Here is a 22,297-nt window from a genome sequence, read left to right as displayed (position 1 = left end):
TTCAGCGCACGAGTCGGCGCGCACCGGTGCTGCGAAAAGTGTTGATCCGGAATCGGTCTCGGTTTCCCCAACGATCGTAAGAGCCGCCGCGCCAGGATGGCCGCGTGCTGGCTGGAATCGATCGTTGTCTGACTCGTTTTCCCCGGTATGGCTGGGGTGCAGTGGATTCCGTGGTCCGCTGAGAGACTCAGTTGGTGTGCCGGTGATTCCGGTCGGCCGGCTTGTGCGCATCGATCACCTGAAATGCCTGCCGGTATGCCTGAGGGCTGAGGCCGACGATGCGCCGGAACGTCGGGCGCAGCGATACCGCGGTCGCCAGGCCGACTTGGCGGGCGATGGCGTCCACTGTCAAGTCGGTGCGCTCCAGGAGGTTCTGGGCGCGCAAAATTCGTTGGTGCAGCAGCCATTGCAACGGCGAGACGCCTGCCTGGACGCGGAAGCGCCGGTCGAACGTCCGCCGGCTGAGCCCCGCCTCAGCGGCCAAGGTATCGATGTCCACGCTTTCCAGATGCGTGATCGCGTATTCCATCACCTTACCCAGGTCGAGGTCATCGGACCGGGCACGCACCGGGCGTTCGACATACTGGGCCTGGCTGCCGCAACGGGCAGGCGAGAGCACCAGATGACGCGCGATCGCCGCCGCGGCGCCGGCTCCCCAGTACCGGCGAACGACGTGCAGGCAGGCATCCAGGCCCGCGGCCGTCCCGGCGCTGGTGACGATGTCACCGTCGTCGATATAGAGCACCGTGGGGTCCACCCGAATGGTCGGATACCGCGCTGCCAGGGCGGACGCGTGAAACCAGTGGGCGGCGGCCCGCCGGCCGTCGAGCAGTCCGGCGGCCGCGACGACGAAGGCACCGAGGCGCAAACTCACGATCAGCGCTCCGTCGGCGTGGGCCGCGCGAACCGCCGAGAGGGCGGCCGGTGGTGGGGCCTCGTGGGGACTACGCCAGCTGGGCACGACGACGATCCCGGCACGATCCAGCGCCGCCAGGCCGTGTGGCGGATCGAATCCGACGCCATCGGTTGTGGCCATCGGACCGGGCTCGCCGGCCACCGGTAGCACGGTGAACGCGGGAGCCCCCACAGGGTTCATGCCGAACACGCTGATCGGCACCGACGTCTCGAACATCGACGCCCCGTCGAACATCAGCACCGCGACCGTCCGCAGGTCTCGCGCCGCGCTCATGTGGCGAAAGACAACAGGGTGCACACCGCCGAATTCCATAGTCGGCGCTGTGTCGTCGTGCCGAGCGAGCAGTCGTTGATCCATCTGCTTTTCCGGTCAGATCGGTTGTGCCGCAGTGAGTATTATCCGCGCCCGCTGTGTTGTGCTTGCGGACGCTTGGTGCTGGTGAACAGTCGTCATCTGCGTGGTCCTCCGGCCGCCTAACCCACCGTTCAGTTCGGCGGTGCGGCTGTCGTCGTGCAATCAAGAAGTGCGTGTGGCCAAATGTTTGCGCGCATATGTGTCCCCGTGTGTGCCCGGGCTGCACGGATCTGTGCGTCCGCTGCAGACACTGTCGGCGGCCTCTGCCACCGGATCACGCGGGCGGCGACCGAGCCGGAACCTACTGGGCCTGGCCCAATTCGAGTTCAGTGTCAACAGCAGCACGCAGTCGATGACCGCGCCAGTCTCGCGGAGATAGTCCGTAGGCCGAGCGGAAGGCGCGGCTGAAACTCGACATGTCGGAGAATCCGTGGCGGCGGGCGACACTGGCGATGGTGACCGTGGCGTCGCTGCGGCCGAGTTCGTGGCGTGCGCCTTCGAGGCGGCGATTCCGGATGTACTCAGCGAGGCTGATGTCGGCGTCGGCCAGCACCTTGTACAAATGCCGGACGGAGATGAAGTGGGCCGCGGCAATGCGCTCTGCATTGAGTTCGGGATCGCTCAGGTGGCGGGAAACGTAATCCAGAACGCGGATCTGCAGCGTGTTCGAGAGGGGTTCGGCCGCGCGGTCGGGAAAACCCAGCTGCGTCGTGATCACCGCGCGGAGCAGTTCGATGCTCGGATGCCCGACAAGGTCACCGTTGACGGCGGTGAACAGGCTCGGATCAGCTGCTACCCGTCGGAGGTAGTCGAAGGTCAAGCTGGCCAACGGATGCCCGGGGATCAGGGGGACGGCGCAGGCTTTGCGGATGAGGTCGGTCGGCAAGGCCAGTGCCGAGTGCGGGATCTGGAAGAACTCCCCGCCCATGCCTTGCGCATTCAGCAGCGTGTAGGGGGCACTGGAGTCGTACATAGCCATCGCCCCGGGCCGCAGCACCGCTTCGCGGTCCTCTTGCACCACCATGGCGGTGCCCGCCAGCTGCAGATTGACGAAAACGGTCGGTTCCGCGCCGTCACGCGCCAGCGCAGGTGTCCGGACCACCCGGTTGGCGGTGGTCTCTCCGACGCAGACGGTCAGGTCGCCCAACGGGGTGACCAACCCGTGCGCGGTGGCGCCAGGCCCATCCTCGACCCAATGCCATTCGACCGACACCATGGCGGCGCCCATCGCCCAGTGCATGTAGTCGGAGCGTTCTACCGGGTCGACAGGATCGGTGTCGAGGACGATGGCCATGGGGGACAATTCCTCTCACCTTTCGGCAGCACGGTGGCCCTGCAAATTGTAGAACCGCGGCGCAGACACGGCCAAGCCTGCGGCATGGTCTCGTAGCAGGCCGGCCCCCTCTGGACTGTCTGCAGGGTTGGGTGTCCGACCTCATCCCGAGAAGAATCAGTCAACCACCGATCGATTCCAGCCACGGACAGGCAGGTTCCCGGCGGACGCTCATAGCATTGCCTCAAGAAGCCCAAAAGCATTTGCCAGCAGCCGTTTACAGCCGGGAGGGGCAGCCATGCCGACGTTCGACCACAACATGTTCGACCATGCCGAAGTCCGGATCCATTACGTGACCGTCGGTACCCCGCCCAGCGCCGGTGGCGAGGATCGCACACCGGTTCTATTGCACGGTTGGCCTCAAACGTGGTGGGAGTGGCGTCACGTGATGGAGCCTCTGCGCGCTGACGGATGGTTTGTCGTCGCGCCCGACTACCGGGGCGCCGGAGGGTCTTCCAAACCCGACCGCGGCTACGACAAACACACCATGGCCGGCGATATCAAGGCGCTGCTCGATCACCTGGGCGTAAGCAATCCGATCACGCTGGTTGCTCACGACCTCGGTCTGATGGTCGGCTACGCCTTCGCTTGTCTCTACGAGGCTGACGTGGAGCGTCTTGTGCTGATGGAGGCGCCGATTCCTGGCACCGACGCCTACCAGAGCGTGGCGACAACCGATTACCGCACAAACAAGTTGTGGCACTTCCATATGCATGGAGCGGCGGACAACGTCGCCGAAACACTGATTGCCGGAAGCGAATTCCCATACCTCCGGTCGTTCTATCAGCGATTGAGCGCCAATCCCGATGCCATCTCCATCGCCGATGCGCAGCGCTACGTCGCCGACTACACAGCACCGGGAGCGATGCGTGCCGGGCTCGAGCTGTTCCGTGCGTTCGAACAAGACGCCATCGACAATCGGCGGATCCTGAGCGAGAAGGGCAAGCTGACGATGCCTGTGCTCGGACTCGGCGGCACGGCGAGTTTCTTTGTGCCGATTGCCGAAGCCATGTTGTCCGAGGTCGCCGACAACGTCACCGTCCGGCCGATCGATGATTCGGGTCATTGGATTGTAGAGGAACAACCCGAGACTTTCCTGTTGCGCCTACGGGAATTCATCGCCGAAACCGGTGGCGGTACGAAGGGTGCCGCGGCGTGATCATCCTGAACGTGTTCTTCGACGTGGCGCAAGAGCACGAGGCTGCGTTCTTGAAGCTCCTGAACCACATGGTGATCGAGTCCAACAAGGAAGAGGGCTGCGGCCTATATCAGCTGTGGTGCAATGCTCACGACCCATATAGCTATGTCCTTGTCGAACACTGGGCATCTCAGGACAGCCTGACCGCCCATGGCAAGACACCCCATTGGGTGCACTTCAACGACACCGTCAACGCGTACCTGAAGTCCGATTACGAGGAGCATCATTACCGCGAGATTCCGCGCTAACTGGTGCGACGAGATAAGGGTGCTCTCTCCGCACGAACGCCTCGATACCGAGTTGTCCCGCCGTAGACAGCGGTCCGGTGCGCCGACACATCGGCGAGCATCAGCTTTGACTGATCTCTGGTTCGAACTGCGCAACAAAGAGGACGCCGATGCAGCAGCAGTCGGGCGGCGACGAGCCCATTAATGCAGACCGCCATCGGTTCGCCGTCGCCGCCAGCGCTGGTGCGACGACGGTGATCGACTACGGGTGGTTGCGGTTCGTCACCGACCCGACCTTCGACCCGCCCGGCGACTACGGGGCTCATCAGAAGACGGAGTTCCCAGCGGTCGAGCCCGGGCAGCTGGGACCGGTTGACGCAGTGCTCCTGAGTCACGATCTGCACATGGACAACTTCGATGTTGCCGGCAAGGAATTCGCCAGCGCGGCGCCCATCGTGGTCACCGGGCCCCAGTAGGCGCGCAGACTCGGTTCCAACGTGGTGGGCCTCCGGCCATTCGATTCGATGGCCATTGCGTCTCCAGTCGAGCCCGCCCTCAAGGTTTCGGTGTATGCCGTGCCTGCGCAGCACGGACCGCTGGATGGCGACCGCGACGAATTCGGCAACATGAACACCGAGGTGACGGGCTTTGTCCTACTCGGTCGCGGATTGCCGACCGTATATGTCAGCGGCGACAATGCCTCGATTGGCCCGGTAATCGAAATATCAAAGCGCATAGACGATATCCAGGTCGGCGTGTTGCATATGGGCGCCGCACGTGTGGCGTCCAAGTATTCAGGGCGCCCGTTGACCTTGACAGCCGACCGGGCGACCGATGTAGCCGAGCTGTTGGGGCTGTCAGTGGTAATACCGGTGCACTGCGAGGAATGGTCGTTGTACAGCGAAGGCCCCGTCCACATTCGAAAGTCATTCGAGGAAGCAGGAATTGCGCAGGTTTCCGAACTGGCGCGCGTGGGTCGTGGGTGCTGCGAGAGAACCCACAGATGCTGTTAGCACCGGCGGTAGTGGTCACCCGGACGCTACTCAAAACTGCGCGGCTTCTCGGGCGCAGTCGGCTCACGCCCTCTGCAGCACCGTGCTGACTCGAATTGATCGTTGATTGTCCGGAATTCGTCGGCGGCGGGCGTCTGCTAAAGCACCAAGCAGGTTTACGGTGAATGCATGGCTGGCCCCGACGGCTTTCACCCTGATTTCCCTCACAACGCTTCGCGTCATGCGCGGCGAAATCGCGTGCGCCATATCAGGTCAACCGAACTTGACGCGACAACCGCACAGACGGACGGAATGCAGCGCTTCGCCGCGCTCAGTGGCGCTTCGGTGGGGAGCGAGAAGCTCTGGATGGGAGAAACGGTGGCCTCTCCGGGCAGCGTGTCAGCGAACCACCATCACGGTGATTCCGAGACGATGATCTACGTCCGCAGTGGCCACCCGGAATTCGTGTTCTTCGACGGGGATGACGAAGTTCGGGTCCGTACCGATCCCGGTGACTACATCTTCGTCCCGCCGCATCTGCCGCACCGCGAGGAGAATCCTGACCCGAATACGCCCGCCGAGTTGGTCATCGCCCGCAGCAGCCAGGAAGCGATCGTCGTCAATCTGCCGGCGTTGTACGCGCTTTAGTCGCATCCGGACCTGGCATGGCCGGACTGTTGCCCGAGCGCGGCCTTTTCGCCATACCCGTGATGCACCTGCGTGAGCAAGAGAGAAACGGGGACCAGGACTTGGACTGCCGCCTGCGCGGCTGAGCCGGTGTGGCGGGCAGCACGCCGACGATGCTCCGGGAAGCGTGGCAAGTCCGGCGGTCCAGGCGTGATCGAGGTTGGGCAGGAGGGCGACACTGGAGGCCCGGCCCGCGCATGCGCAATTCGGAAAGGGTATGGAACTCACGCCAGTGCCGACAGGTCGGATACCTGGCCGAGAGTGACCTCGGCGTGGACGCGGCGAGATACTCATCGACCACGCCGTCGACGATGGTGATGATCGCTCTGCCTCGTACCGATAGGGCGCGGACATCGCAGGGGTGGCGCCGCTGTCGATGGTGAGTGCGACGTCCGGACGGGCTGGCAACACCCGGAGCTTTAGTCAAGCGGTCCCGACTCGGCAGTCCCGGAGGCAACGTTGAGAACCCCCGGTATGAAGTCACCCGAGTGCGGTGAGTACGCGCGGCCCCGCCTCGGTGATGGCGACGGTGTGCTCGGAATGTGCGGTGTTGGAGCCGTCGGCTGACCGCAAGGTCCAGCCGTCGGCGTCTTTGACCAACCGGTTCGATCCGCGCGACCACCACGGTTCGAGCGCGAGGCACATGCCCGGTTGAAGCCGGAGCCCGCGACCGCGCTTACCGCGATTGGGCACGTGCGGGTCCTCGTGCATGGTGCGACCGATGCCGTGGCCGCCGTAATCGGTGTTGACGGCGTATCCGCAGGCAGAGGCGACATCGGAGATGGCCGCCGAGATGTCGCCGAGGTGGCCACCGGGAACCGCGGCCGCGACAGCCGCGCTGAGGGCCCGTCTCGTGGATTCCACAAGTGCGGTGTCGGCGTCGTCGGCGTTGTCACCGACGATGACAGTGACGGCGGAGTCAGCGGCCCACCCGTCGATGGACACTGCGAAGTCCATCTTGAGCAGATCGCCATCACGCAGCACGTAGTCGTGCGGAAGTCCGTGCAGCACACCGTCATTGACCGACAGGCAGATCACGTTGCGGAACGGGCCGCGGCCGAACGACGGTGCGTAGTCCCAATAGCAACTCGTCGCGCCGCGGTCGGCGACCAGCGCTCTGGCCCGACGCTCGAGCTGCATCAGATTCACGCCAGGTTCGGCTGCGCGCGCCAGCGTCGCGAGTGTCTGCGCGACGAATTCACCGGTGACCGCCATCTTGTCGATCTCGTTGGCGGTCTTCAGTTCGATCATGCGTGGACTCCATCTCGACGCGGTATTTTTATACCATGCGCGACGGTACCAGCAGTGGTATTTGAATACCACTATGCTGTCCACATGGTGCGTATACCGCTCAGTCCCGAACAGATCCGAGCCGGGCAGCGCCTCGGTGCGTTGATCAGGACTGCGCGCGCCGGCCGTGCGCCCGAGGTGATCGCCCGGAACGCGGGCATCTCACCGGAGACGCTGCGCAAGATCGAAGTCGGCAGGCTGCCCAGCCCCAGCTTCGGTACGGTGGTCGGCCTGTGCGATGCGCTGGGCTTGTCACTGGATAAGGCCGTGGCGGTCTGGCGCGGTGACGGTGACGATCAGATCGCGATCTGAAGCGGTCGGCGACGATCAGAGTTTCGTCGCGCACCGATTCACGCCATTGTCGTCTGCTGCGTGTCACCGACCTGATCGCACACCATCACTGTCACAGCGCGAGCAGGTGGTCTGTCACGCGAGTGAGAACGTCACATCTGCCCAGTTCAGATGATCAGGGCTGACAAGCATTTCAAGAACTGACCACCGCCTCGCTGTCGCTGGAGAGATTGGCGAGGCGCTCTGGCGCCAAGATCTGCCGGAGCTCCTGTTCGCCGAGGTAGCCGCGCTCGAGGACGATGTCGGCGACACTGCGGTGGCTGTCGAGTGCTTCGCGCGCTACGTCGGTGGTCTTCGTGTAGCCGAGGTAGGGGTTGAGCGCGGTGGCAAGGCCGATCGACTGGTGCACGTGTGCGGCCATCGTGGAGACGTTGGCGGTGATGCCCTGCACGCATCGGGTGGTCAGTGTCCGGCACGCCGCGGTGAGTTGGGTGATGCTCTCGAACAGCGATCGGGCGATGATCGGCTCGAACGCGTTGAGCTGCAGTTGGCCTGCCTCGGCGGCCATGGTGATCGTCAGGTCGTTGCCGATCACCGAATAGCACACCTGAGTGACGACCTCGGGGATGACGGGGTTGACTTTTCCGGGCATGATGCTCGAACCGGCTTGGACTGCAGGCAGATTGATCTCGTGGAGGCCGGCACGAGGGCCTGAGGACAGCAGCCGCAGATCGTTGCAGATTTTGGACAGCTTGACCGCGATCCGCCTGAGTATGCCCGACACATGGACGAACGCGCCGGGGTCCTGTGTCGCCTCGATCAGATTCTCGGCAGTCACCAAAGGGAGTCCAGTCAGTGCGCGCAGGTGCTTACACACCGCGTCGACGTAGCCTGGCGGCGCGTTGAGCCGGGTTCCGATGGCCGTTGCGCCCATATTGATTTCGTGCAGCAGCGCAGTCGACTCGGCCAGCCGCTGGCGGTCCTCACTGATGGTGACCGCATAGCCGCGCATCTCCTGGCCCAGCGTCATCGGCACGGCGTCCTGCAGCTGCGTCCGGCCCATCTTTATGACTCGATCGAACTCCGTGGCTTTGTCGTCAAACGCCGAAATCAGCTGCGCCATTGCGGTATCCAGGCCGTCACACGAGGTAATCGTGGCGATGTTGAGCGCTGTCGGATAGACATCGTTGGTGGATTGGCTCATGTTCACATGGTCAGCGGGATGCAGGTACTGATACTGGCCGATTTCGTGGCCCATGATCTGCAGCGCACGGTTGCCGATCACCTCGTTGGCGTTCATGTTCGTCGACGTCCCGGCTCCGCCCTGGATGACGTCGACGATGAATTGGTCGGCCAACTGGCCTGCGCGGATCTCGTTGCAGGCCTGGTCGATGGCCGCGGCCCGTTCGTCGCTGAGCAATCCGAGGTCGGCGTTGGTGCGTGCCGCGGCTTGTTTCACCACGGCAAGCGCGCAGATCAGGTGCTCGTACCGGCCGATGGTGGTACCGGTGATCGGGAAGTTTTCGACCGCGCGTGCGGTGTGTACGCCCCAATAGGCCTGGGCCGGTACCTCTTTGGCGCCCAGAAGGTCATGTTCGATGCGGGTTTTCATTTCTCTCAATCCACTTGTGGGTTGGCGATGACGGGGAACTCGCCGGTATAGCCGAGGCGTTCTTGCGCGACGGCTCGCACGCGCCCTCGCACCAGATACCAGCCGGCGATCAGCATTGGGATGAGCACAACGAGTGTCCCGACCGTCCAGGTGCCCACCGGTGCGTCGCAGGCCATCAAGACCAGCACGGCGACGAGGAACGCCAGGGTGAGGTAGCCGCTGTAGGGGGTGAATGGCATCCGGAACTTTGGTCGTTTCATGGTGCCGGCGTTGGCCATCTTGACCAGTCGCAGTTGGCACAACACGATCGTGCCCCACGAGGCGATGATGCCCAGAGCGGCCATATTCAGGACGATCTCGAAGGCTTGACCGGGGTTGAACGCGTTGAGCACCACACCGAAAAGGCAGATCGCACAGGTCAACAGGATGCCGCCGTAGGGTACGCCCCGTTTGGACATCCGTGCGGTGAACTTCGGGGCGCTGCCATTCATTGCCATGGACCGCAGGATGCGGCCGGTTGAGTAGAGGCCGGCGTTGAGGCTGGAGAACGCGGCGGTGAGCACGACGATGTTCATGATGTCGCCGGCGCCGCCGAAGCCAATCTTGGAAAAGAACGTCACGAAAGGACTTTCGCCGGCCTTATAGGCGGTGTAAGGCAGCAGTAATGCCAGCAGCGACACCGATCCGACGTAGAAGATCGCGATACGAGCGACGACTGAGTTGATGGCGCGCGGCATGATCTTCTCGGGCTCAGCTGTCTCACCGGCGGCGGTGCCCACCAATTCAACTGCGGCATAGGCGAATACCACCCCCGAGGTGACAATGAGCAGTGGGAGCGCGCCGGTGGGAAACAGCCCGCCTTGATGTGACCAGATGCTGAATCCCGTGCTCTGGCCGTCGATCTTGAAGCGTCCGGCCAGGAAGATGGTTCCTGCGACCAGGAACGCCATCAGCGCTATCACCTTGATCAGCGCCGCCCAGAATTCCATCTCGCCGAACCATTTGACCGAAATCATGTTGACCGACAGCACGATCACGAGCGCGATTAGCGCCACCGCCCATTGCGGCACGACGTCGAACGCCTTCCAGAAATGGAAATACGTGGCGATCGCGGTGGTGTCGACGATGGCGGTCATCGCCCAGTTGAGGAAATACATCCAGCCGACGACGTAGGCGGCTTTCTCGCCGAAGAATTCACGCGCATAGGAGACGAACGAGCCCGATGACGGCCGATGCAACACCAGTTCGCCGAGGGCGCGCAGGATCAGGAACACGAAGATGCCGCACACCCCGTATGCCAGGAAGAGGCCCGGTCCTGCGGAGTGCAGTCGGCCGCCCGCCCCGAGGAACAGGCCAGTCCCGATGGCGCCGCCTATCGCGATCATTTGCAGCTGCCGCGGCTTGAGGCCCTTGTGATAGCCCTCATCCTCGCGGGTCAGGTTGACAGCTTTTCGGCGCGCTGTCGGGTCGGTGGTGGTTGGCACCGTCGCCATCGGACTCCCATTCGATATGTGGTCCAGCTGCCAGGCTGTCAGACAGCTTTCCTGCTGAGTGTGGCATGGGTCACTGTCCGCGTCAATAGGAAGTCAGCGGTCGCGACGGCCGTGACTTGGAGGACTCAGGCGGGCGTGTCTCCGGCGAGTTCGGTGACGGCTTGCTCCACCTTGTCGAGATGCCGGCGCATGCATTCGCTGGCGTCGGCGTAGTCACCAGCGGCGATGGCCTGGAGGATCCTGCCGTGTTCGGCGTTGGATGCAGATCTGCGTTCAGCGAAGGCGGCGTTGAGGATGCGGGACTGCTGGCCAAGTGCGTCACGGATCGCTGCGACGACGGTGGTGAACACTTCGTTGCCCGAGGTCTGGGCGATGGCGAGGTGGAATTCGGTGTCGAGCTGAACCCACAGCGCTGGGTCGGTCTCGGCTTGCATCGCGTCGTTGATGCGCGTCAGGTTGGCCAGTTGGGCGTCGGTGCGCCGACGCGCGGCCCAGCCGGCGGCGGGCACTTCGATGTAGGGACGCGCTTCGATGAGGTCCCGTGCCGAGAACTTGCCGTAACGCGGTGAGGCCGCATGCGACGCTACGACCACGGTTCCGGAGCCGGTCTTCGTCGAGGTCAAGCCCAGGGTTTGGCAGGAGCGCAACGCTTCGCGGATTACAGAGCGGCTGACCCCGTAGCGCTCGGCGAGCGCGGCTTCCGGTGGCAGCTTGGCTCCGATGGGCAGGTCGCCGGCTTCGATGGCCGTGCACAGATCCTCGAGCACTGCTTCGGTTGCGTTGCGCCGCACGATCGTCGCGGGCCGATCTGTCCAGCTATAAGGCAGATTCACGCCTCTTAGGGTGCGCGCGCCGATCGGACGCTGTCAACGCGCCGCGACGGGGTCGCGGGCTTCGGCGAAGGCGTCGACCATCTGGTCTCGCTCGGCGCCGCAGGCCAGCAGCGCGGCCAGCTGGATGCGAGCCTGCGCTGCCCGTAGCCACGGAGAGGCGATTGCGCCGGCGGCAATCAGGTCGTGACCGCCACCGCTACCCCCGTAGACGGGTTCGACGACACCATCGGGCACCCGACTGGTGACCACGACGGCGACACCACGCAGGATGCAATCGCTCACGGCGCCAAGGATATTCGGGTTGGCATTGCCTGAACCCATCGCATCGAGGACGATCCCACGCGCGCCGGCCGACACGCTGGCATCGATGTGCGTTCGGTCGGCGCCCGGATACAGGGCGACGATGTCGACGCGTTGTTGGCCGATTGTTGGGTGCCAAGGTAACGCCGCGGGACGCTGAGCGGCCGGTGCGTACTGCCGATAGGCATCGAGCTGGGTGGTGTGAGCCTTGCGCGCGCCCCGGGCGGCTAGAAGCTGGCCACCAAACGCAATCAGCACTCCTTGCTCGCGCGAGTCGGCGCTGCGCGCAGCCTGTATTGCAAGCGAGATGTTGTGCGGCCCGTCGGGGTCGGGATGGTCGGCAGGCCGCTGCGCGCCGGTCACCACCACCGGACGGGGATCGTCGTGGAAGAGATCGAGGAACATTGCGGTCTCCTCGAGGGTGTCAGTGCCATGCAAAATCACCACCGCATCGGTGTCCGGATCATCGAGCACCTCGGTAACGGCGTTGCGGAGGGAGGTCATCCGCTGTAACGACATCGTCGAGGAGTCGATCGCCATGACGTCGCGCACCAAAACATCCGGACCGATGAGGTGGCTGATCGCGCCCCGCGCCAACGGAGAGATACGGCCATCACAGCTGCGACCGCTGGCGATTGTGCCACCGGTGGTCAGCACTGCAACTGGCACTGTCGCCTCCTCCAGATCCGGCCCAAAGCGCCATTTGTACCACGAGCATGCCAAATCTGTCAGACAGATTATTGCGGAGGTGGGAATCCTCCTCGACGGCGGTGGCTGCCGTCAGGCAAGACGGGGACTCAGCCCGCTAGAGCACGCAGGGTCCGCTGGGGACTGACCAGTCTCACGAACGTGTCTGTCGTGTAACGGAATAACCGTTCACAGTTGTCGTCCGAGTCACGCCGGCACCTCGGCGTCGATCGTGCCGGGCGCGTGCTGGGCGATGGCATGGGCGGCGATGAGGTCGGCGACCCGACGGTGCGCGACTTCGTTGAGCACGTCGTGCGCGGCACCCTCGATGACCTCGACCCGCAGCCGCGGCAGTCGGTCGCGCCAGCCCAGGATTGCGGTCGGCGGCGCGATGGTGTCGTGCTCGCCGTGCACAGCGAGGATTGGTAGCCGTAGCTCCGGCAGCTCGGCTTCGAGGCGCCGCCACGCTGGCGGGAAGAGCCGGGATAGGAGGCCCACTACGTCGGCACCGGTGAATGCCAGCGGGTCGTTGACGAGTTCGTCGCGGTAGGTGGGGTCGGCGGACAGCGCGTCGAGTTCCAACTCGAACGGCTGCGCCGAGTCGGCCTCGTTGAGCCACGGCAGCGGATCGAGAGCCGCTCCACTGACCACCACGGCGCGGTACCGGTTGGTGTCCTCGAGTGCGGTGAGCAGCGCGCCTACGCTGCCGAGCGAATGCCCGGTGATCACCAACGGGACGTCGGGGCCCTGTTGGACGGCCAGTGCGGTGAGCGTGCGGGCGTTGGTGACGACATCGGTGAAGGTGCCGACGTCGCCCCGGGTGCCGTCGGACAGTCCGTGGCCGGGCTGGTCGAGTGCCCATAGATCGATGCCGTGGCGGCCGAGCTCGGCGGCGAACCGGTGGTAGAGACCGGAGTGCTCGCCGAACCCGTGCAAGAAGACCAGTGCTGCGGCTGGCTCTTCGGTGAAGGTCCAGTGTCGGTAGAAGACCCGTCCGGCGGCGCCGTCGAAGAAGGGCATGTGGGCTCCGTATCGGTGGTGAATTGTGTATTCGATTGCCACCGTGGCCGATTCGCCGCCGCCGGCCCACCGTTTGAACCTGCTGGATTCGAAAGTCGCCGTGCGCGACGTGTCGGGCCGGTGCCCTAAAGGCGGCGCCCGGCCTCGTCGAGAACGTTGCGCAGGATGTCGTAGATCGCGTCGAACTCCTTCTGCCCGCTGATCAGCGGCGGAGCCAGCTGGATCACTGGGTCGCCACGATCGTCCGCGCGGCAGTACAGACCCGCCTCCCACAGTGCGGGGGTGAGGAAGCCGCGCAGCAGGCGCTCAGACTCTTCTGCGTTGAAGGTCTCCCTGGCGGCCTTTTCTTTCACGAGTTCGATGCCGTAGAAGAATCCCTCGCCGCGGACATCGCCGACGATGGGCAGGTCGTACAGCTTCTCCAGGGTGGCCCGGAACGCCGGCGCGGTCTCCTTGACGTGAGTGTTGATGCCCTCACGCTCGAAGATATCGAGGTTGGCCAGCGCCACCGCGGACGACACCGGGTGTCCGCCGAAGGTATAGCCGTGCGCGAACATCGTCTTGCCGTCGTTGAAGGGTTCGAACAGGCGATCGCTGGCGATCATCGCGCCGATCGGGGAGTAGCCGGACGTCAAACCCTTTGCGCTGGTGATGATGTCGGGAATGTAGCCGAAATCGTCGCAGGCGAACATCGAGCCGATGCGGCCGTAGGCGCAGATCACCTCGTCGGACACCAGGAGTACGTCGTACTGGTCGCAGATCTCACGGACGCGCTGGAAGTACCCCGGTGGTGGGGGGAAGCAGCCGCCGGCGTTCTGCACGGGCTCCAGGAATACGGCGGCGACGGTATCGGGACCCTCGAATTCGATGGCCTCGGCGATGCGGTCGGCGCAGTACCGGCCGAATGCCTCCGGGTCGTGTGCGTAGGCATCGGGCGCCCGGTAGAAGTTGGTGTTCGGTGCGCGAAAGCCGCCCGGGGTGAGCGGTTCGAACGGCGCCTTGAATGCCGGGATGCCGGTGATCGCCAGCGCGCCCTGAGGGGTGCCGTGATACGCGATCGAACGCGAAATCACTTTGTGCTTACCGGGTTTTCCGGTCAACTTGAAGAACTGCTTGGCCAGCTTCCACGCACTCTCGACCGCTTCGCCGCCGCCGGTGGTGAAGAAGACCCGGTTCAGGTCGCCCGGCGCATAGTTGGCGATACGCTCGGCCAGTTCGATCGCGGTCGGCGTTGCGTAGGACCACAACGGGAAGAAGGACAGCTGCTCGGCCTGGCGGGCAGCTGCCGCTGCGAGTTCTTCGCGACCGTGCCCGACCTGCACGACGAACAGGCCCGAAAGCCCGTCGATGTAGCTCTTGCCCCGGTCGTCGAAGATGGTGACGCCCTCGCCGCGGGTGATGATCGGTGGGGTGATGTCAGCGCCATGGCGGGCGAAGTGTCCCCACAGGTGCCGCTTGGCCTTGGCAGCGAGGTCGGTTGAAAGTGCTTGTGCTGCATTGATTGTTGTCATCGCGTGCCCCAGTTGTATTGCTGTTTGACGAGTTTGAGATAGACGAGCGTTTCGGTGGACAGCACCCCCGGCACCGCTCGAATCTTGCTGTTGAGCAGATCGAGCAGGTGGCTGTCGTCTTCGCAGACGACTTCGATGATGATGTCGAAGGTTCCGGCGGTCAGCACGACGTAGTCGACGGACGCGCAGGCGGCAAGTTCGTCGGCGACCTTGGTGGTATCGCCGGTGCAGCGAACCCCGATCAAGGCCTGGCGTCCGAAGCCCATTTGAACGGGGTCCGTCACGGCGACGATCTGCATGACGCCGCAGTCGATCATGCGCTGGACCCGTTGGCGCACGGCTGCTTCCGACAGTTCGACCGCTTTACCGATGGCGGCGTAGGACTGCCTGCCATCCTGCTGCAGTTGCTCGATGATCTCTTTCGAGAGTTCGTCGAGCTGGAATGCGGTGCCGCCCCGAGATTGGCCGCTGCGCGTAGGCATCGCAGCGGCATCGGGCGGTGCATCTGGGATGGCCATGGCGTCAATTGTGCACGGATTTCGTCGTCCTGCACAACATATTCGACGAAATCAGTCGACGAACACGTGATTTCAAGTGGAATCCGCAGCAGTGTTGAGGTAGTGTTCAGGATCGTGAGCGCAGGTGTAGGCCAGGTCGTCGCAGGTAGCTTCATCAACGGAAAGACTGTGACGACGGACGGGAGTCCGTTCGAGATCGTCAATCCGGCGACGGGTGCTGTCGTGGCGTCGTACGCGCTGGCGACGCCCGCCGATGTAGACGCCGCAGTGGCCGCGGCCCGCGCCGCACAGCCGAGCTGGGCCCGGGCCACTCCGGCCGAACGGGCCACGGTTCTGGCACGGTTGGCCCGACTGGCCGCCGAGAACGCTGACGAGCTGGTAGATCAGGAGGTCAGCCAGACCGGTAAACCGGTCCGGCTGGCGGCAAACTTCGACGTCCCCGGCAGCATCGACAACATCGACTTTTTCGCCGGTGCCGCCCGACACCTCGAGGGCAAGGCCACTGCCGAGTACTCGGCCGACCACACGTCGAGCATCCGGCGCGAGGCGGTCGGCGTGGTCGCCACCATCACGCCGTGGAACTACCCGCTGCAGATGGCGGTCTGGAAGGCGTTGCCCGCGTTGGCGGCTGGTTGTGCCGTGGTGATCAAGCCTGCCGAGATCACCCCGCTGACCACGCTCACGCTGGCCCGGTTGGCGGCCGAAGCGGGGCTGCCCGAAGGTGTGTTCAATGTCGTGACCGGTCTGGGCGCGGACGTCGGCGCGGCCCTTGCCGGGCATCGTGACGTCGACATGGTGACGTTCACCGGCTCGACGGCGGTCGGGCGACGGGTGATGACAGCTGCGGCGGTCCACGGCCACCGCACGCAACTCGAACTCGGCGGCAAGGCTCCGTTCGTGGTCTTCGATGACGCCGACTTGGATGCCGCGATCCATGGTGCGGTGGCGGCATCCCTGATCAACACCGGCCAGGATTGCACTGCGGCGACCCGCGCCATCGTGGCGCAACCGTTGTACGACGACTTTGTTGCCGGCGTTGCCGAACTGTTCGGCAAGGTCGTCACCGGAGACCCGCATGACCCGAATACCGATCTGGGACCGGTGATCTCGACGCCACACCGGATCAAGGTCGCCGGCATGGTGGAACGGGCGCAGCAGCACGGTGGGAGGATCGTGACGGGCGGCACACTGCCCGAGGGTTCCGGCACGTTCTACCCGCCGACACTGATTGCGGATGTAGCGGAAGACTCCGAGATCTACCGTGATGAGATTTTCGGTCCCGTGCTGACCGTGCGGCCCTTCGTTGACGACGACGACGCACTGCGGCAGGCCAACGACACCGAGTACGGCCTGGCGGCCTCGGCATGGACTCGCGACGTGTATCGAGCTCAGCGGGCATCGCGCGAAATCCAGGCCGGCTGCGTGTGGATCAATGACCACATTCCGATCATCTCCGAAATGCCACATGGCGGTTTCGGTGCTTCCGGGTTCGGTAAAGACATGAGCGCCTATTCGTTCGAGGAATACCTGACCATCAAACATGTGATGAGCGATATCACCTCGGTTGCCGAGAAAGACTGGCATCGAATCATCTTCGCCAAGAGGTAATAGTCCGCGGGATCGCAGATGTTGATCCCAGGTGTCAAAGCCCTGTGAAGTGCTCAATTCGGCACTGTCGAAGAAATTCAGGGCTCGCCAAACCAACGTCGACCATGTTTCACGCAGATTCACGTTGCATGCGCGTATAAGTTTGTGCTGCAACACTATTCAGTGCAACGGTCCCTCATCGCCGACCGGCTCCCGAATTCCAGAACCCAGGCTTTCTTTCAAGATTTCGCGACGCGAGCGTATATCGACGACGCTGATCTCTGGCTCTGATTCCGCGTTCCCTGGTGTGGGGATATGTGGACTCATGGTGTGAGCGGTGGCACCTTCGGTAATGCTTCGTTTCAGGAAACGCGGCGGCCGAAATAATGACGAATGCACTCAATGCTGACCAGACATGACTGGCTTCTGTGACGACCGTCATGGCTGACAGTGGATTTTGTTGGCGCTTTTAACATTCGTTGTCACTACCGGTAACAAGCCGACCCTAAAGTTGGCCGCGGATGGTGGACCGAAAGCGGTTGTCCCGCTGGGTCAATTCACCCAATACACACGTCAGCCGCCGGCACCGCAGCCGGCAGGCGGTCCGCGCCGTGGTCGCGGACCGACCAATCGCCATTGAGGAGACCGATCAATGCCGTCTATATCCAATGTCGAGCGGCTCGAGGAAGTCAGAGATGCCCAGGAGAACGCGGGCACCGGACTCGCGGCCGCCAGCATGAGCGGTGTCGAGCTCGTCGCGCAGTCGACCGCCGGCATCGCGCCAAGTGCCGTGATGGTTTCCGGCGCAACGCTTGTGGCGGCCAGCGCCAGCGCAGGCACCTTGTATTCCTACGCCGTCTCCTTGTGCGTGCTGCTCTTGGTGGGCTGGTGCGTGTCCCGGGCGGCACGGTTGCGGCCGGGAGAGGACCTGCTCTCACATATCACCGCCGCGTTCGGTAGAGCGGTCGGGTTCGTCGGGTCGACCGGTCTCGCCTTCGGGTACCTGCTCATCTCCGTCGGCTGCGTCGCCCAGTTCTCGCAGTACGCCAAACCCCTTCTCGGAGTGGCTCCACCGGCGAGCGCCGGCGCGCCCGCTACTTCGATCTCGGTAATGGTGATCCTCGAAGTTGTGTGCGTGGTCTGCGCAGCATGGATGATGATCCGCGGCGTCCGGATCTCCGCCTGGACCGGTGTGGTACTCGAGGTGCTCTCCATCGGAGCAATTCTGTTGGTGCTCACCATGGTTTTGATTCGGCATGGGGTCAGTCTCGCGCCGCTGATGCCCACGGGAATCACGGTGCAACAGGTGGTCAGCGGCATGGTGCTGGCGACCCTGGGTTTCGTCGGGTTCGAGTCAGCCGCTTGTTTGTCGGTCGAGGCCAAGGACCCACAACGGACAATCCCACGTGCCGTCACGGGCAGTGCGCTACTGGCCGGCGCGCTCTACCTGTATGGGTCTTACGCGCAGATCGTCGGTTTCGGTGGTGCCGACAACCTGGCCGCCGACGCAACGCCTTTGAACACATTGGCCGACGGCCTTGGCATGCACTGGCTTGGGCTGTCCATCGATCTGGGTGCGGTGGCTTCCAACTTCGCCTGTGTGGCCGGCTCACTGACAGCGGCCAGCCGCGTACTGCGCTCGATGGGTGAGTCGCAGTTGGTGCACAGCAAGCTCGCCGCGACGCATCCCATCCGCAAGACGCCGCATGTGGCGATCATCTTGCTCAGTGCGGCCGCCCTGGTCGCGGCACTCGGATTGGGACTCAGCGGAATCAACGAGCTCGACGTGTACTCCTACACCGGCACCATGGGAACCTTCGGCTACATGATCGCCTACATGCTGATGGGGCTGGGTATCCCGATTCTGGTGCGGCGCCTGGCGCCACAGACCAGCGTTGGCATCGCCGCCATCATTGGGCTGACCGTCACGTGCTGCCTCGCGTACGTCTTCTACCGCAACGTGTATCCGGTCCCGGCCTGGCCGACAGCCGTGATCCCGTGGATCTTCCTGGCAGTGCTGCTCGCCGCGGCGGCGTGGTATGTCGCGGGACCGGCCCGCGTCGCACGCAGGCAGACCCGCGAATCGTCGGTGGCCGCGGAGCCGGCGCCCGAGCCGGCGAGGTGAGGGTGAGGGCGCCCGCATCGGCACGTAACCAAGCGGGCGTCATGCCACCGGCTTAACCCACTCCAAAGCCCCGGAACGGACCGGAGTCAAGGCGGCGAAGCCGCAACCGATGTGCGCCAACTCAGCGCTACACCTTTTGGTGTGGCGCTGTTTTGGCGTTCATCGGGTAACGAGCGTGACGATGGTCTGTTCCGTGGCGTGGTTACCTTCGCCCATCGACCTCGCGCAATTTCCCATGCCGTGCCGGGCTTACGGCGAGGACAAGTCAATTCGGAAACCAGGGATAGCCATAGTCGGCTCTCATTACGTCGATACGGATTTCCCAGAGTGGACGGCTACCTTTTGCCAAAGGCAGCAGTCAATCGAGGGAGGTCCGCGCCACATGACGCTCACACTGATCACACGAGGCGCCATCATTTCAGCCACTGCGCTTGCGGTTTCGGTGGCTGGCGCCGGCGTTGCGCAGGCGTCTCCCGACACCGTCAACCAGGACAATCACGCCGGCCAGTCGCGTTCGGGCAAGACCGCACGCAACAACACCAACGGCCTTGACTGGGGCGACGATTGGAGTCTGGGCGGCTTTCCGCCGATCAACCTGTCGAGCTTGCCGGCGCCCAACGTGAACCTGTCGGTTCCGCTGTCTTTGGGCTTGCCCGGCTTGTCCCTACCAAGCCTCAACCTCAATCTTTTTCACTGACTTCGCCGCGCCTCTGAGCCCGTCAGACCGCAGGCCTGCGGAGCAAGGGGTGGGCTTGTGTTTGCAGCGACTGCACTCGTCTGACCCGGTGGCACCCGGATGAGTCACCTGCGAGCGTCAGATCCCTTGTCAAATCGAGGATTCCGCGATTGCCTGTCAGCCGGCAAGTAGTCTGTCTGTAATCAGCAGCTCGAAAGCACTCACGATGGCCGGGAGATTCTCGGCAGGGCCAACTGCCGTCGGATAAGAGGCGATACCGCACAGAACCGCGACCATCGCTTCGGCGGCGTCCGCGATATTGGTTTCAGAGCTGAGTTCGTCGCGGTCGACAGCCTCGCGCATTGCCGACGAGATGAACGTCCGGGCAGCACGCAGCACCGAGTGGTCGGTGACGATCAACTTTGCGTCGCGTACCGATTCACGCACTGCGGCGGCGACGAGCTGGGCGTTGCACTGGTCGGGATTGTCGGCGCCCAGTGCCGCTGAAAAGAAGCTCACGAGCTGGGAAGTCAAGGTTTCCGAGTTTCGGGCCGTAGCGGCCGCTTCTGCAATCACAGCGGCCGCCGGACGGTCGATGGCGTCGCGGTACAACTGTGGCTTGTTGGCAAAATGATAATGAAGTGCCGGTCGGGACAAGCCTGCCCGGGCTGCGATGACCTCGAACGTCGTTGTTGTGTAACCGAATTCAATGAACGACTCGCGCGCCGCACGCAGGATGCGCTGGCGGTTGGCAGTAGTTGTTTCCGCCGACGGGCGGCCCGGCTTGCGACGCGCTATCGGTGCCATCGCTCCATTATGTGTTGATACAACCGCTGTCACGCCTCGCCGGCAATATGCGTTTTCTGTCAATTGCCACTGTGGTAACTATTAGCCCGAAGGCGACATGCGGAGGCGAGCGTCACGTGAAGCAGGCTCGAATGAAATATCCATATTCCCAATCGAACTGCAGCTCCGAATGCATATGGATATCACAGGACAGTGAAGCGTTACGCATTGCATGTTGGATTACAGTCGTTGCAGGACAACATAATTGATGCAAGAAGGGAGCTACATGTCCAGCTCAGTCACACGCCGGCCCAAATTCGTCGGCGCCGCCATTTTCGTCACCGGACTTGGATTGACCGCCAGCCTGCTGGGTGCCGGGGTCGCCAACGCTGATCCGCCCCCGCCGCCGCCAGGACAGTGCGCACCGCCCCCTGCTCCATGCCCTCCTCCGCCGCCCCCTCCGCGGTGATCAAGAAGGGTCGCTGACCAAATCCAGGCGGCGCGGCGTGCGATCAATTGCGCGCCGCGCCGTCGCCATTTTCTTCACGTCCCACCTTAAGACGTTGTCCTACAAATTGATTGCTGCATCCGACAAGCATTGCGATCGCGGTCGTCCGGTGGCACAGATAATCCCGGAGCTCGTTCCGAAGAGTGCCGCGCGGAGAGGCCGCCCTGGCATATGGTGCATGTGAGTGCGGCGCTCGGACACGTCACATACGCAGTTCCTAGCCGCACGACAGTTTGCTCATAACGGGTGGGCATACGCTCGAAAAGCCAGCGGCCCCGCGACAGCCAGTTGGTAACGATGATGTCCGACGACATCGTCTCAGTTATGCGACACGCGAGCGATCACTCCTCCCGATCGCTCGCGTGTCGCGCCTGTGCGGAGGCCAGGAATGCTGTGCGGCAGCCATTTTCACTAGTTCAGCAGACCGGAACACTCTGGGATATGGTCTGCTGCTGTGGGGTTGTTCCACGGCGAAGAAGCGGTTACCGGGCGCGAGACGGAGACGGGTTGCGCCCGCCGCGGGTCGGTCACTGCGGACCGCGTATGAGCGGTCTTGGGCGCGGCTATGTCTGTATTTCGCGTGCCGGGAGCGTCACTGTGAATGCAGACCCATTCGGGCTGCTGTCGACTGCGATGGTGCCGCGATGTGCCTTGGCGACGGCTTGCGCGATGGCCAAACCGAGGCCGGTGCTGCCGGCCGCACGCGATCGGGATTCGTCTCCTCGCGCGAAGCGTTCGAAAATGTCCGGCAGCACATCGGCGGGGATGCCGGGCCCGTTGTCGGACACCGTCAACGAGATGGCACCGTCGGCGGTATCGGTGAGCGCAGTGACCACCGTGGTGCCGGCGGGGGTGTGGACGCGGGCGTTCGACAGCAGGTTGGTCAGTACCTGTTGCAACCGCGGCCGGTCGCCGACGGCGATCACCGGGTGATCCGGCAGGTCCAGGGCCCACCGATGTTCGGGGCCGGCCATGTGGGCGTCGCTCACCGCGTCGATCACCATCTGGGACAGGTCGACTTCGTCATGGGCCAAGGGCCGGCCGGCGTCGAGCCGGGCCAGCAGCAGCATGTCCTCGACCAGTTGACTCATTCGGCGGGACTCGGCATGGACGCGGGTCAGCGCATAGACCAGATCGTCGCGTGACGCATCGGTTGCGTCCCCGGGTATTCCCGTGACCAGGCGGCGGGCCACCTCGGTGTATCCCTGTATCGAGGCCAGCGGGGTGCGCAACTCGTGGCTCGCGTCGGCGACGAACTGGCGTACCCGGGTCTCGCTGGCATGGCGGGTGGCCAGCCCGTCGGCGACGCGGTCGACCATGCTGTTGAGAGCGGTGCCGAGCCGGCCCACCTCG

At 63.9% G+C, this 22,297-nt stretch carries 21 protein-coding genes; 9 read left to right on the top strand and 12 right to left on the bottom strand.

Going from position 1 to position 22,297, the window contains the following annotated elements; translation table 11 throughout:
- Positions 1 to 187: 187 nt before the first annotated feature.
- Positions 188 to 1,189 (bottom strand): GlxA family transcriptional regulator, encoded by a 1,002-nt coding sequence (locus tag BR47_RS31235; protein ID WP_036427689.1) that lies wholly within the window; start codon positions 1,187 to 1,189, stop codon positions 188 to 190.
- Positions 1,190 to 1,571: 382 nt separating this feature from the next.
- Positions 1,572 to 2,564 carry a helix-turn-helix domain-containing protein gene (locus BR47_RS31230; protein ID WP_051634955.1) on the bottom strand — a complete coding sequence of 331 codons (993 nt, stop codon included), beginning with the start codon at positions 2,562 to 2,564 and terminating at the stop codon, positions 1,572 to 1,574.
- Positions 2,565 to 2,841: 277 nt separating this feature from the next.
- Here BR47_RS31230 and BR47_RS0123160 point away from each other — a divergent pair, with 277 nt between their 5' ends.
- From BR47_RS0123160 to BR47_RS0123145, 5 genes are all read left to right on the top strand, one after another.
- The gene (locus BR47_RS0123160; RefSeq protein ID WP_081831372.1) at positions 2,842 to 3,762 is read left to right on the top strand and encodes an alpha/beta fold hydrolase; all 921 of its coding nucleotides are present in this window, start codon (positions 2,842 to 2,844) and stop codon (positions 3,760 to 3,762) included.
- Positions 3,759 to 4,049: a putative quinol monooxygenase gene (locus tag BR47_RS0123155; RefSeq protein ID WP_029120929.1), complete on the top strand. Its 291-nt coding sequence runs from the start codon at positions 3,759 to 3,761 to the stop codon at positions 4,047 to 4,049. The genes BR47_RS0123160 and BR47_RS0123155 overlap by 4 nt, the downstream gene beginning before the upstream one ends.
- 149 nt (positions 4,050 to 4,198) lie before the next feature.
- Positions 4,199 to 4,504, top strand: coding sequence for an MBL fold metallo-hydrolase (locus tag BR47_RS33865; RefSeq protein WP_231506760.1), 306 nt, complete (start codon positions 4,199 to 4,201; stop codon positions 4,502 to 4,504).
- A 48-nt stretch (positions 4,505 to 4,552) separates the two neighbouring features.
- On the top strand, positions 4,553 to 5,041 hold the full coding sequence (locus BR47_RS33860) for an MBL fold metallo-hydrolase (protein WP_231506759.1): 489 nt from the start codon (positions 4,553 to 4,555) through the stop codon (positions 5,039 to 5,041).
- A gap of 168 nt (positions 5,042 to 5,209) precedes the next feature.
- Complete coding sequence (locus tag BR47_RS0123145; RefSeq protein WP_029120928.1) at positions 5,210 to 5,668, top strand: cupin domain-containing protein; 459 nt, start codon at positions 5,210 to 5,212, stop codon at positions 5,666 to 5,668.
- Between the two features lie 519 nt (positions 5,669 to 6,187).
- Here the strand turns inward: BR47_RS0123145 and map are convergent.
- Positions 6,188 to 6,958: a type I methionyl aminopeptidase gene (map, locus tag BR47_RS0123135; protein WP_020102430.1), complete on the bottom strand. Its 771-nt coding sequence runs from the start codon at positions 6,956 to 6,958 to the stop codon at positions 6,188 to 6,190.
- An 84-nt stretch (positions 6,959 to 7,042) separates the two neighbouring features.
- Between map and BR47_RS0123130 the strand changes: the two genes are divergently transcribed.
- On the top strand, positions 7,043 to 7,309 hold the full coding sequence (locus tag BR47_RS0123130) for a helix-turn-helix domain-containing protein (RefSeq protein WP_029120927.1): 267 nt from the start codon (positions 7,043 to 7,045) through the stop codon (positions 7,307 to 7,309).
- A 172-nt stretch (positions 7,310 to 7,481) separates the two neighbouring features.
- Here BR47_RS0123130 and aspA read toward each other — a convergent pair whose 3' ends face one another.
- The 7 genes from aspA to BR47_RS0123095 form a co-directional block, all read right to left on the bottom strand.
- On the bottom strand, positions 7,482 to 8,900 hold the full coding sequence (gene aspA / locus BR47_RS0123125; protein ID WP_029120926.1) for an aspartate ammonia-lyase: 1,419 nt from the start codon (positions 8,898 to 8,900) through the stop codon (positions 7,482 to 7,484).
- A 5-nt stretch (positions 8,901 to 8,905) separates the two neighbouring features.
- The gene (locus BR47_RS0123120) at positions 8,906 to 10,393 is read right to left on the bottom strand and encodes an amino acid permease (protein ID WP_020102427.1); all 1,488 of its coding nucleotides are present in this window, start codon (positions 10,391 to 10,393) and stop codon (positions 8,906 to 8,908) included.
- A gap of 125 nt (positions 10,394 to 10,518) precedes the next feature.
- The gene (locus BR47_RS0123115; protein WP_051128537.1) at positions 10,519 to 11,226 is read right to left on the bottom strand and encodes a FadR/GntR family transcriptional regulator; all 708 of its coding nucleotides are present in this window, start codon (positions 11,224 to 11,226) and stop codon (positions 10,519 to 10,521) included.
- A 33-nt stretch (positions 11,227 to 11,259) separates the two neighbouring features.
- Positions 11,260 to 12,195, bottom strand: coding sequence for an asparaginase (locus tag BR47_RS0123110; RefSeq protein WP_029120925.1), 936 nt, complete (start codon positions 12,193 to 12,195; stop codon positions 11,260 to 11,262).
- A 225-nt stretch (positions 12,196 to 12,420) separates the two neighbouring features.
- Positions 12,421 to 13,233, bottom strand: a complete 813-nt coding sequence (locus tag BR47_RS0123105) for an alpha/beta fold hydrolase (protein WP_029120924.1) — start codon at positions 13,231 to 13,233, stop codon at positions 12,421 to 12,423.
- A gap of 125 nt (positions 13,234 to 13,358) precedes the next feature.
- Entirely contained in the window at positions 13,359 to 14,744 is a 1,386-nt protein-coding gene (locus BR47_RS0123100; RefSeq protein WP_029120923.1) for an aspartate aminotransferase family protein, read from the bottom strand.
- Positions 14,741 to 15,262 (bottom strand): Lrp/AsnC family transcriptional regulator, encoded by a 522-nt coding sequence (locus tag BR47_RS0123095; protein ID WP_029120922.1) that lies wholly within the window; start codon positions 15,260 to 15,262, stop codon positions 14,741 to 14,743. The genes BR47_RS0123100 and BR47_RS0123095 overlap by 4 nt, the downstream gene beginning before the upstream one ends.
- Positions 15,263 to 15,376: 114 nt before the next feature.
- On the opposite strand from BR47_RS0123095, the gene BR47_RS0123090 reads away from it, so the two are divergent.
- From BR47_RS0123090 to BR47_RS0123080, 3 genes are all read left to right on the top strand, one after another.
- Positions 15,377 to 16,870, top strand: a complete 1,494-nt coding sequence (locus tag BR47_RS0123090; RefSeq protein WP_029120921.1) for a gamma-aminobutyraldehyde dehydrogenase — start codon at positions 15,377 to 15,379, stop codon at positions 16,868 to 16,870.
- 631 nt (positions 16,871 to 17,501) lie between these two features.
- Positions 17,502 to 18,974, top strand: coding sequence for an APC family permease (locus BR47_RS0123085; protein ID WP_020102420.1), 1,473 nt, complete (start codon positions 17,502 to 17,504; stop codon positions 18,972 to 18,974).
- A gap of 382 nt (positions 18,975 to 19,356) precedes the next feature.
- A complete protein-coding gene (locus tag BR47_RS0123080) occupies positions 19,357 to 19,671 on the top strand; it encodes a hypothetical protein (protein ID WP_020102419.1) in 315 nt (104 codons plus the stop codon).
- Positions 19,672 to 19,827: 156 nt separating this feature from the next.
- On the opposite strand, the gene BR47_RS0123075 is transcribed toward BR47_RS0123080, so the two are convergent.
- On the bottom strand, positions 19,828 to 20,457 hold the full coding sequence (locus tag BR47_RS0123075) for a TetR/AcrR family transcriptional regulator (RefSeq protein ID WP_020102418.1): 630 nt from the start codon (positions 20,455 to 20,457) through the stop codon (positions 19,828 to 19,830).
- Positions 20,458 to 21,507: 1,050 nt separating this feature from the next.
- A partial coding sequence (locus BR47_RS0123070) for a sensor histidine kinase (RefSeq protein WP_029120920.1) occupies positions 21,508 to 22,297 on the bottom strand: 790 nt, incomplete at its 5' end.

The sequence above is a fragment of the Mycobacterium sp. UNC410CL29Cvi84 genome, assembly GCF_000686745.1.
Taxonomy (GTDB): domain Bacteria; phylum Actinomycetota; class Actinomycetes; order Mycobacteriales; family Mycobacteriaceae; genus Mycobacterium; species Mycobacterium mucogenicum_B.
This window is presented reverse-complemented; position numbering and strand designations above follow the sequence as displayed.

Coding starts and splice junctions, on each gene's coding strand:
- map (WP_020102430.1), bottom strand. CDS start 6,958: ATGATCGAACTGAAGACCGCCAACGAGATCGACAAGATGGCGGTCACC.
- BR47_RS0123145 (WP_029120928.1), top strand. CDS start 5,210: ATGGCTGGCCCCGACGGCTTTCACCCTGATTTCCCTCACAACGCTTCG.
- BR47_RS0123075 (WP_020102418.1), bottom strand. CDS start 20,457: ATGGCACCGATAGCGCGTCGCAAGCCGGGCCGCCCGTCGGCGGAAACA.
- BR47_RS31235 (WP_036427689.1), bottom strand. CDS start 1,189: ATGAGCGCGGCGCGAGACCTGCGGACGGTCGCGGTGCTGATGTTCGAC.
- BR47_RS0123085 (WP_020102420.1), top strand. CDS start 17,502: ATGCCGTCTATATCCAATGTCGAGCGGCTCGAGGAAGTCAGAGATGCC.
- BR47_RS0123160 (WP_081831372.1), top strand. CDS start 2,842: ATGCCGACGTTCGACCACAACATGTTCGACCATGCCGAAGTCCGGATC.
- BR47_RS31230 (WP_051634955.1), bottom strand. CDS start 2,564: ATGGCCATCGTCCTCGACACCGATCCTGTCGACCCGGTAGAACGCTCC.
- BR47_RS0123130 (WP_029120927.1), top strand. CDS start 7,043: ATGGTGCGTATACCGCTCAGTCCCGAACAGATCCGAGCCGGGCAGCGC.
- BR47_RS0123095 (WP_029120922.1), bottom strand. CDS start 15,262: ATGGCCATCCCAGATGCACCGCCCGATGCCGCTGCGATGCCTACGCGC.
- BR47_RS33865 (WP_231506760.1), top strand. CDS start 4,199: ATGCAGCAGCAGTCGGGCGGCGACGAGCCCATTAATGCAGACCGCCAT.
- BR47_RS0123120 (WP_020102427.1), bottom strand. CDS start 10,393: ATGGCGACGGTGCCAACCACCACCGACCCGACAGCGCGCCGAAAAGCT.
- aspA (WP_029120926.1), bottom strand. CDS start 8,900: ATGAAAACCCGCATCGAACATGACCTTCTGGGCGCCAAAGAGGTACCG.
- BR47_RS33860 (WP_231506759.1), top strand. CDS start 4,553: ATGGCCATTGCGTCTCCAGTCGAGCCCGCCCTCAAGGTTTCGGTGTAT.
- BR47_RS0123105 (WP_029120924.1), bottom strand. CDS start 13,233: ATGCCCTTCTTCGACGGCGCCGCCGGACGGGTCTTCTACCGACACTGG.
- BR47_RS0123080 (WP_020102419.1), top strand. CDS start 19,357: ATGACGCTCACACTGATCACACGAGGCGCCATCATTTCAGCCACTGCG.
- BR47_RS0123100 (WP_029120923.1), bottom strand. CDS start 14,744: ATGACAACAATCAATGCAGCACAAGCACTTTCAACCGACCTCGCTGCC.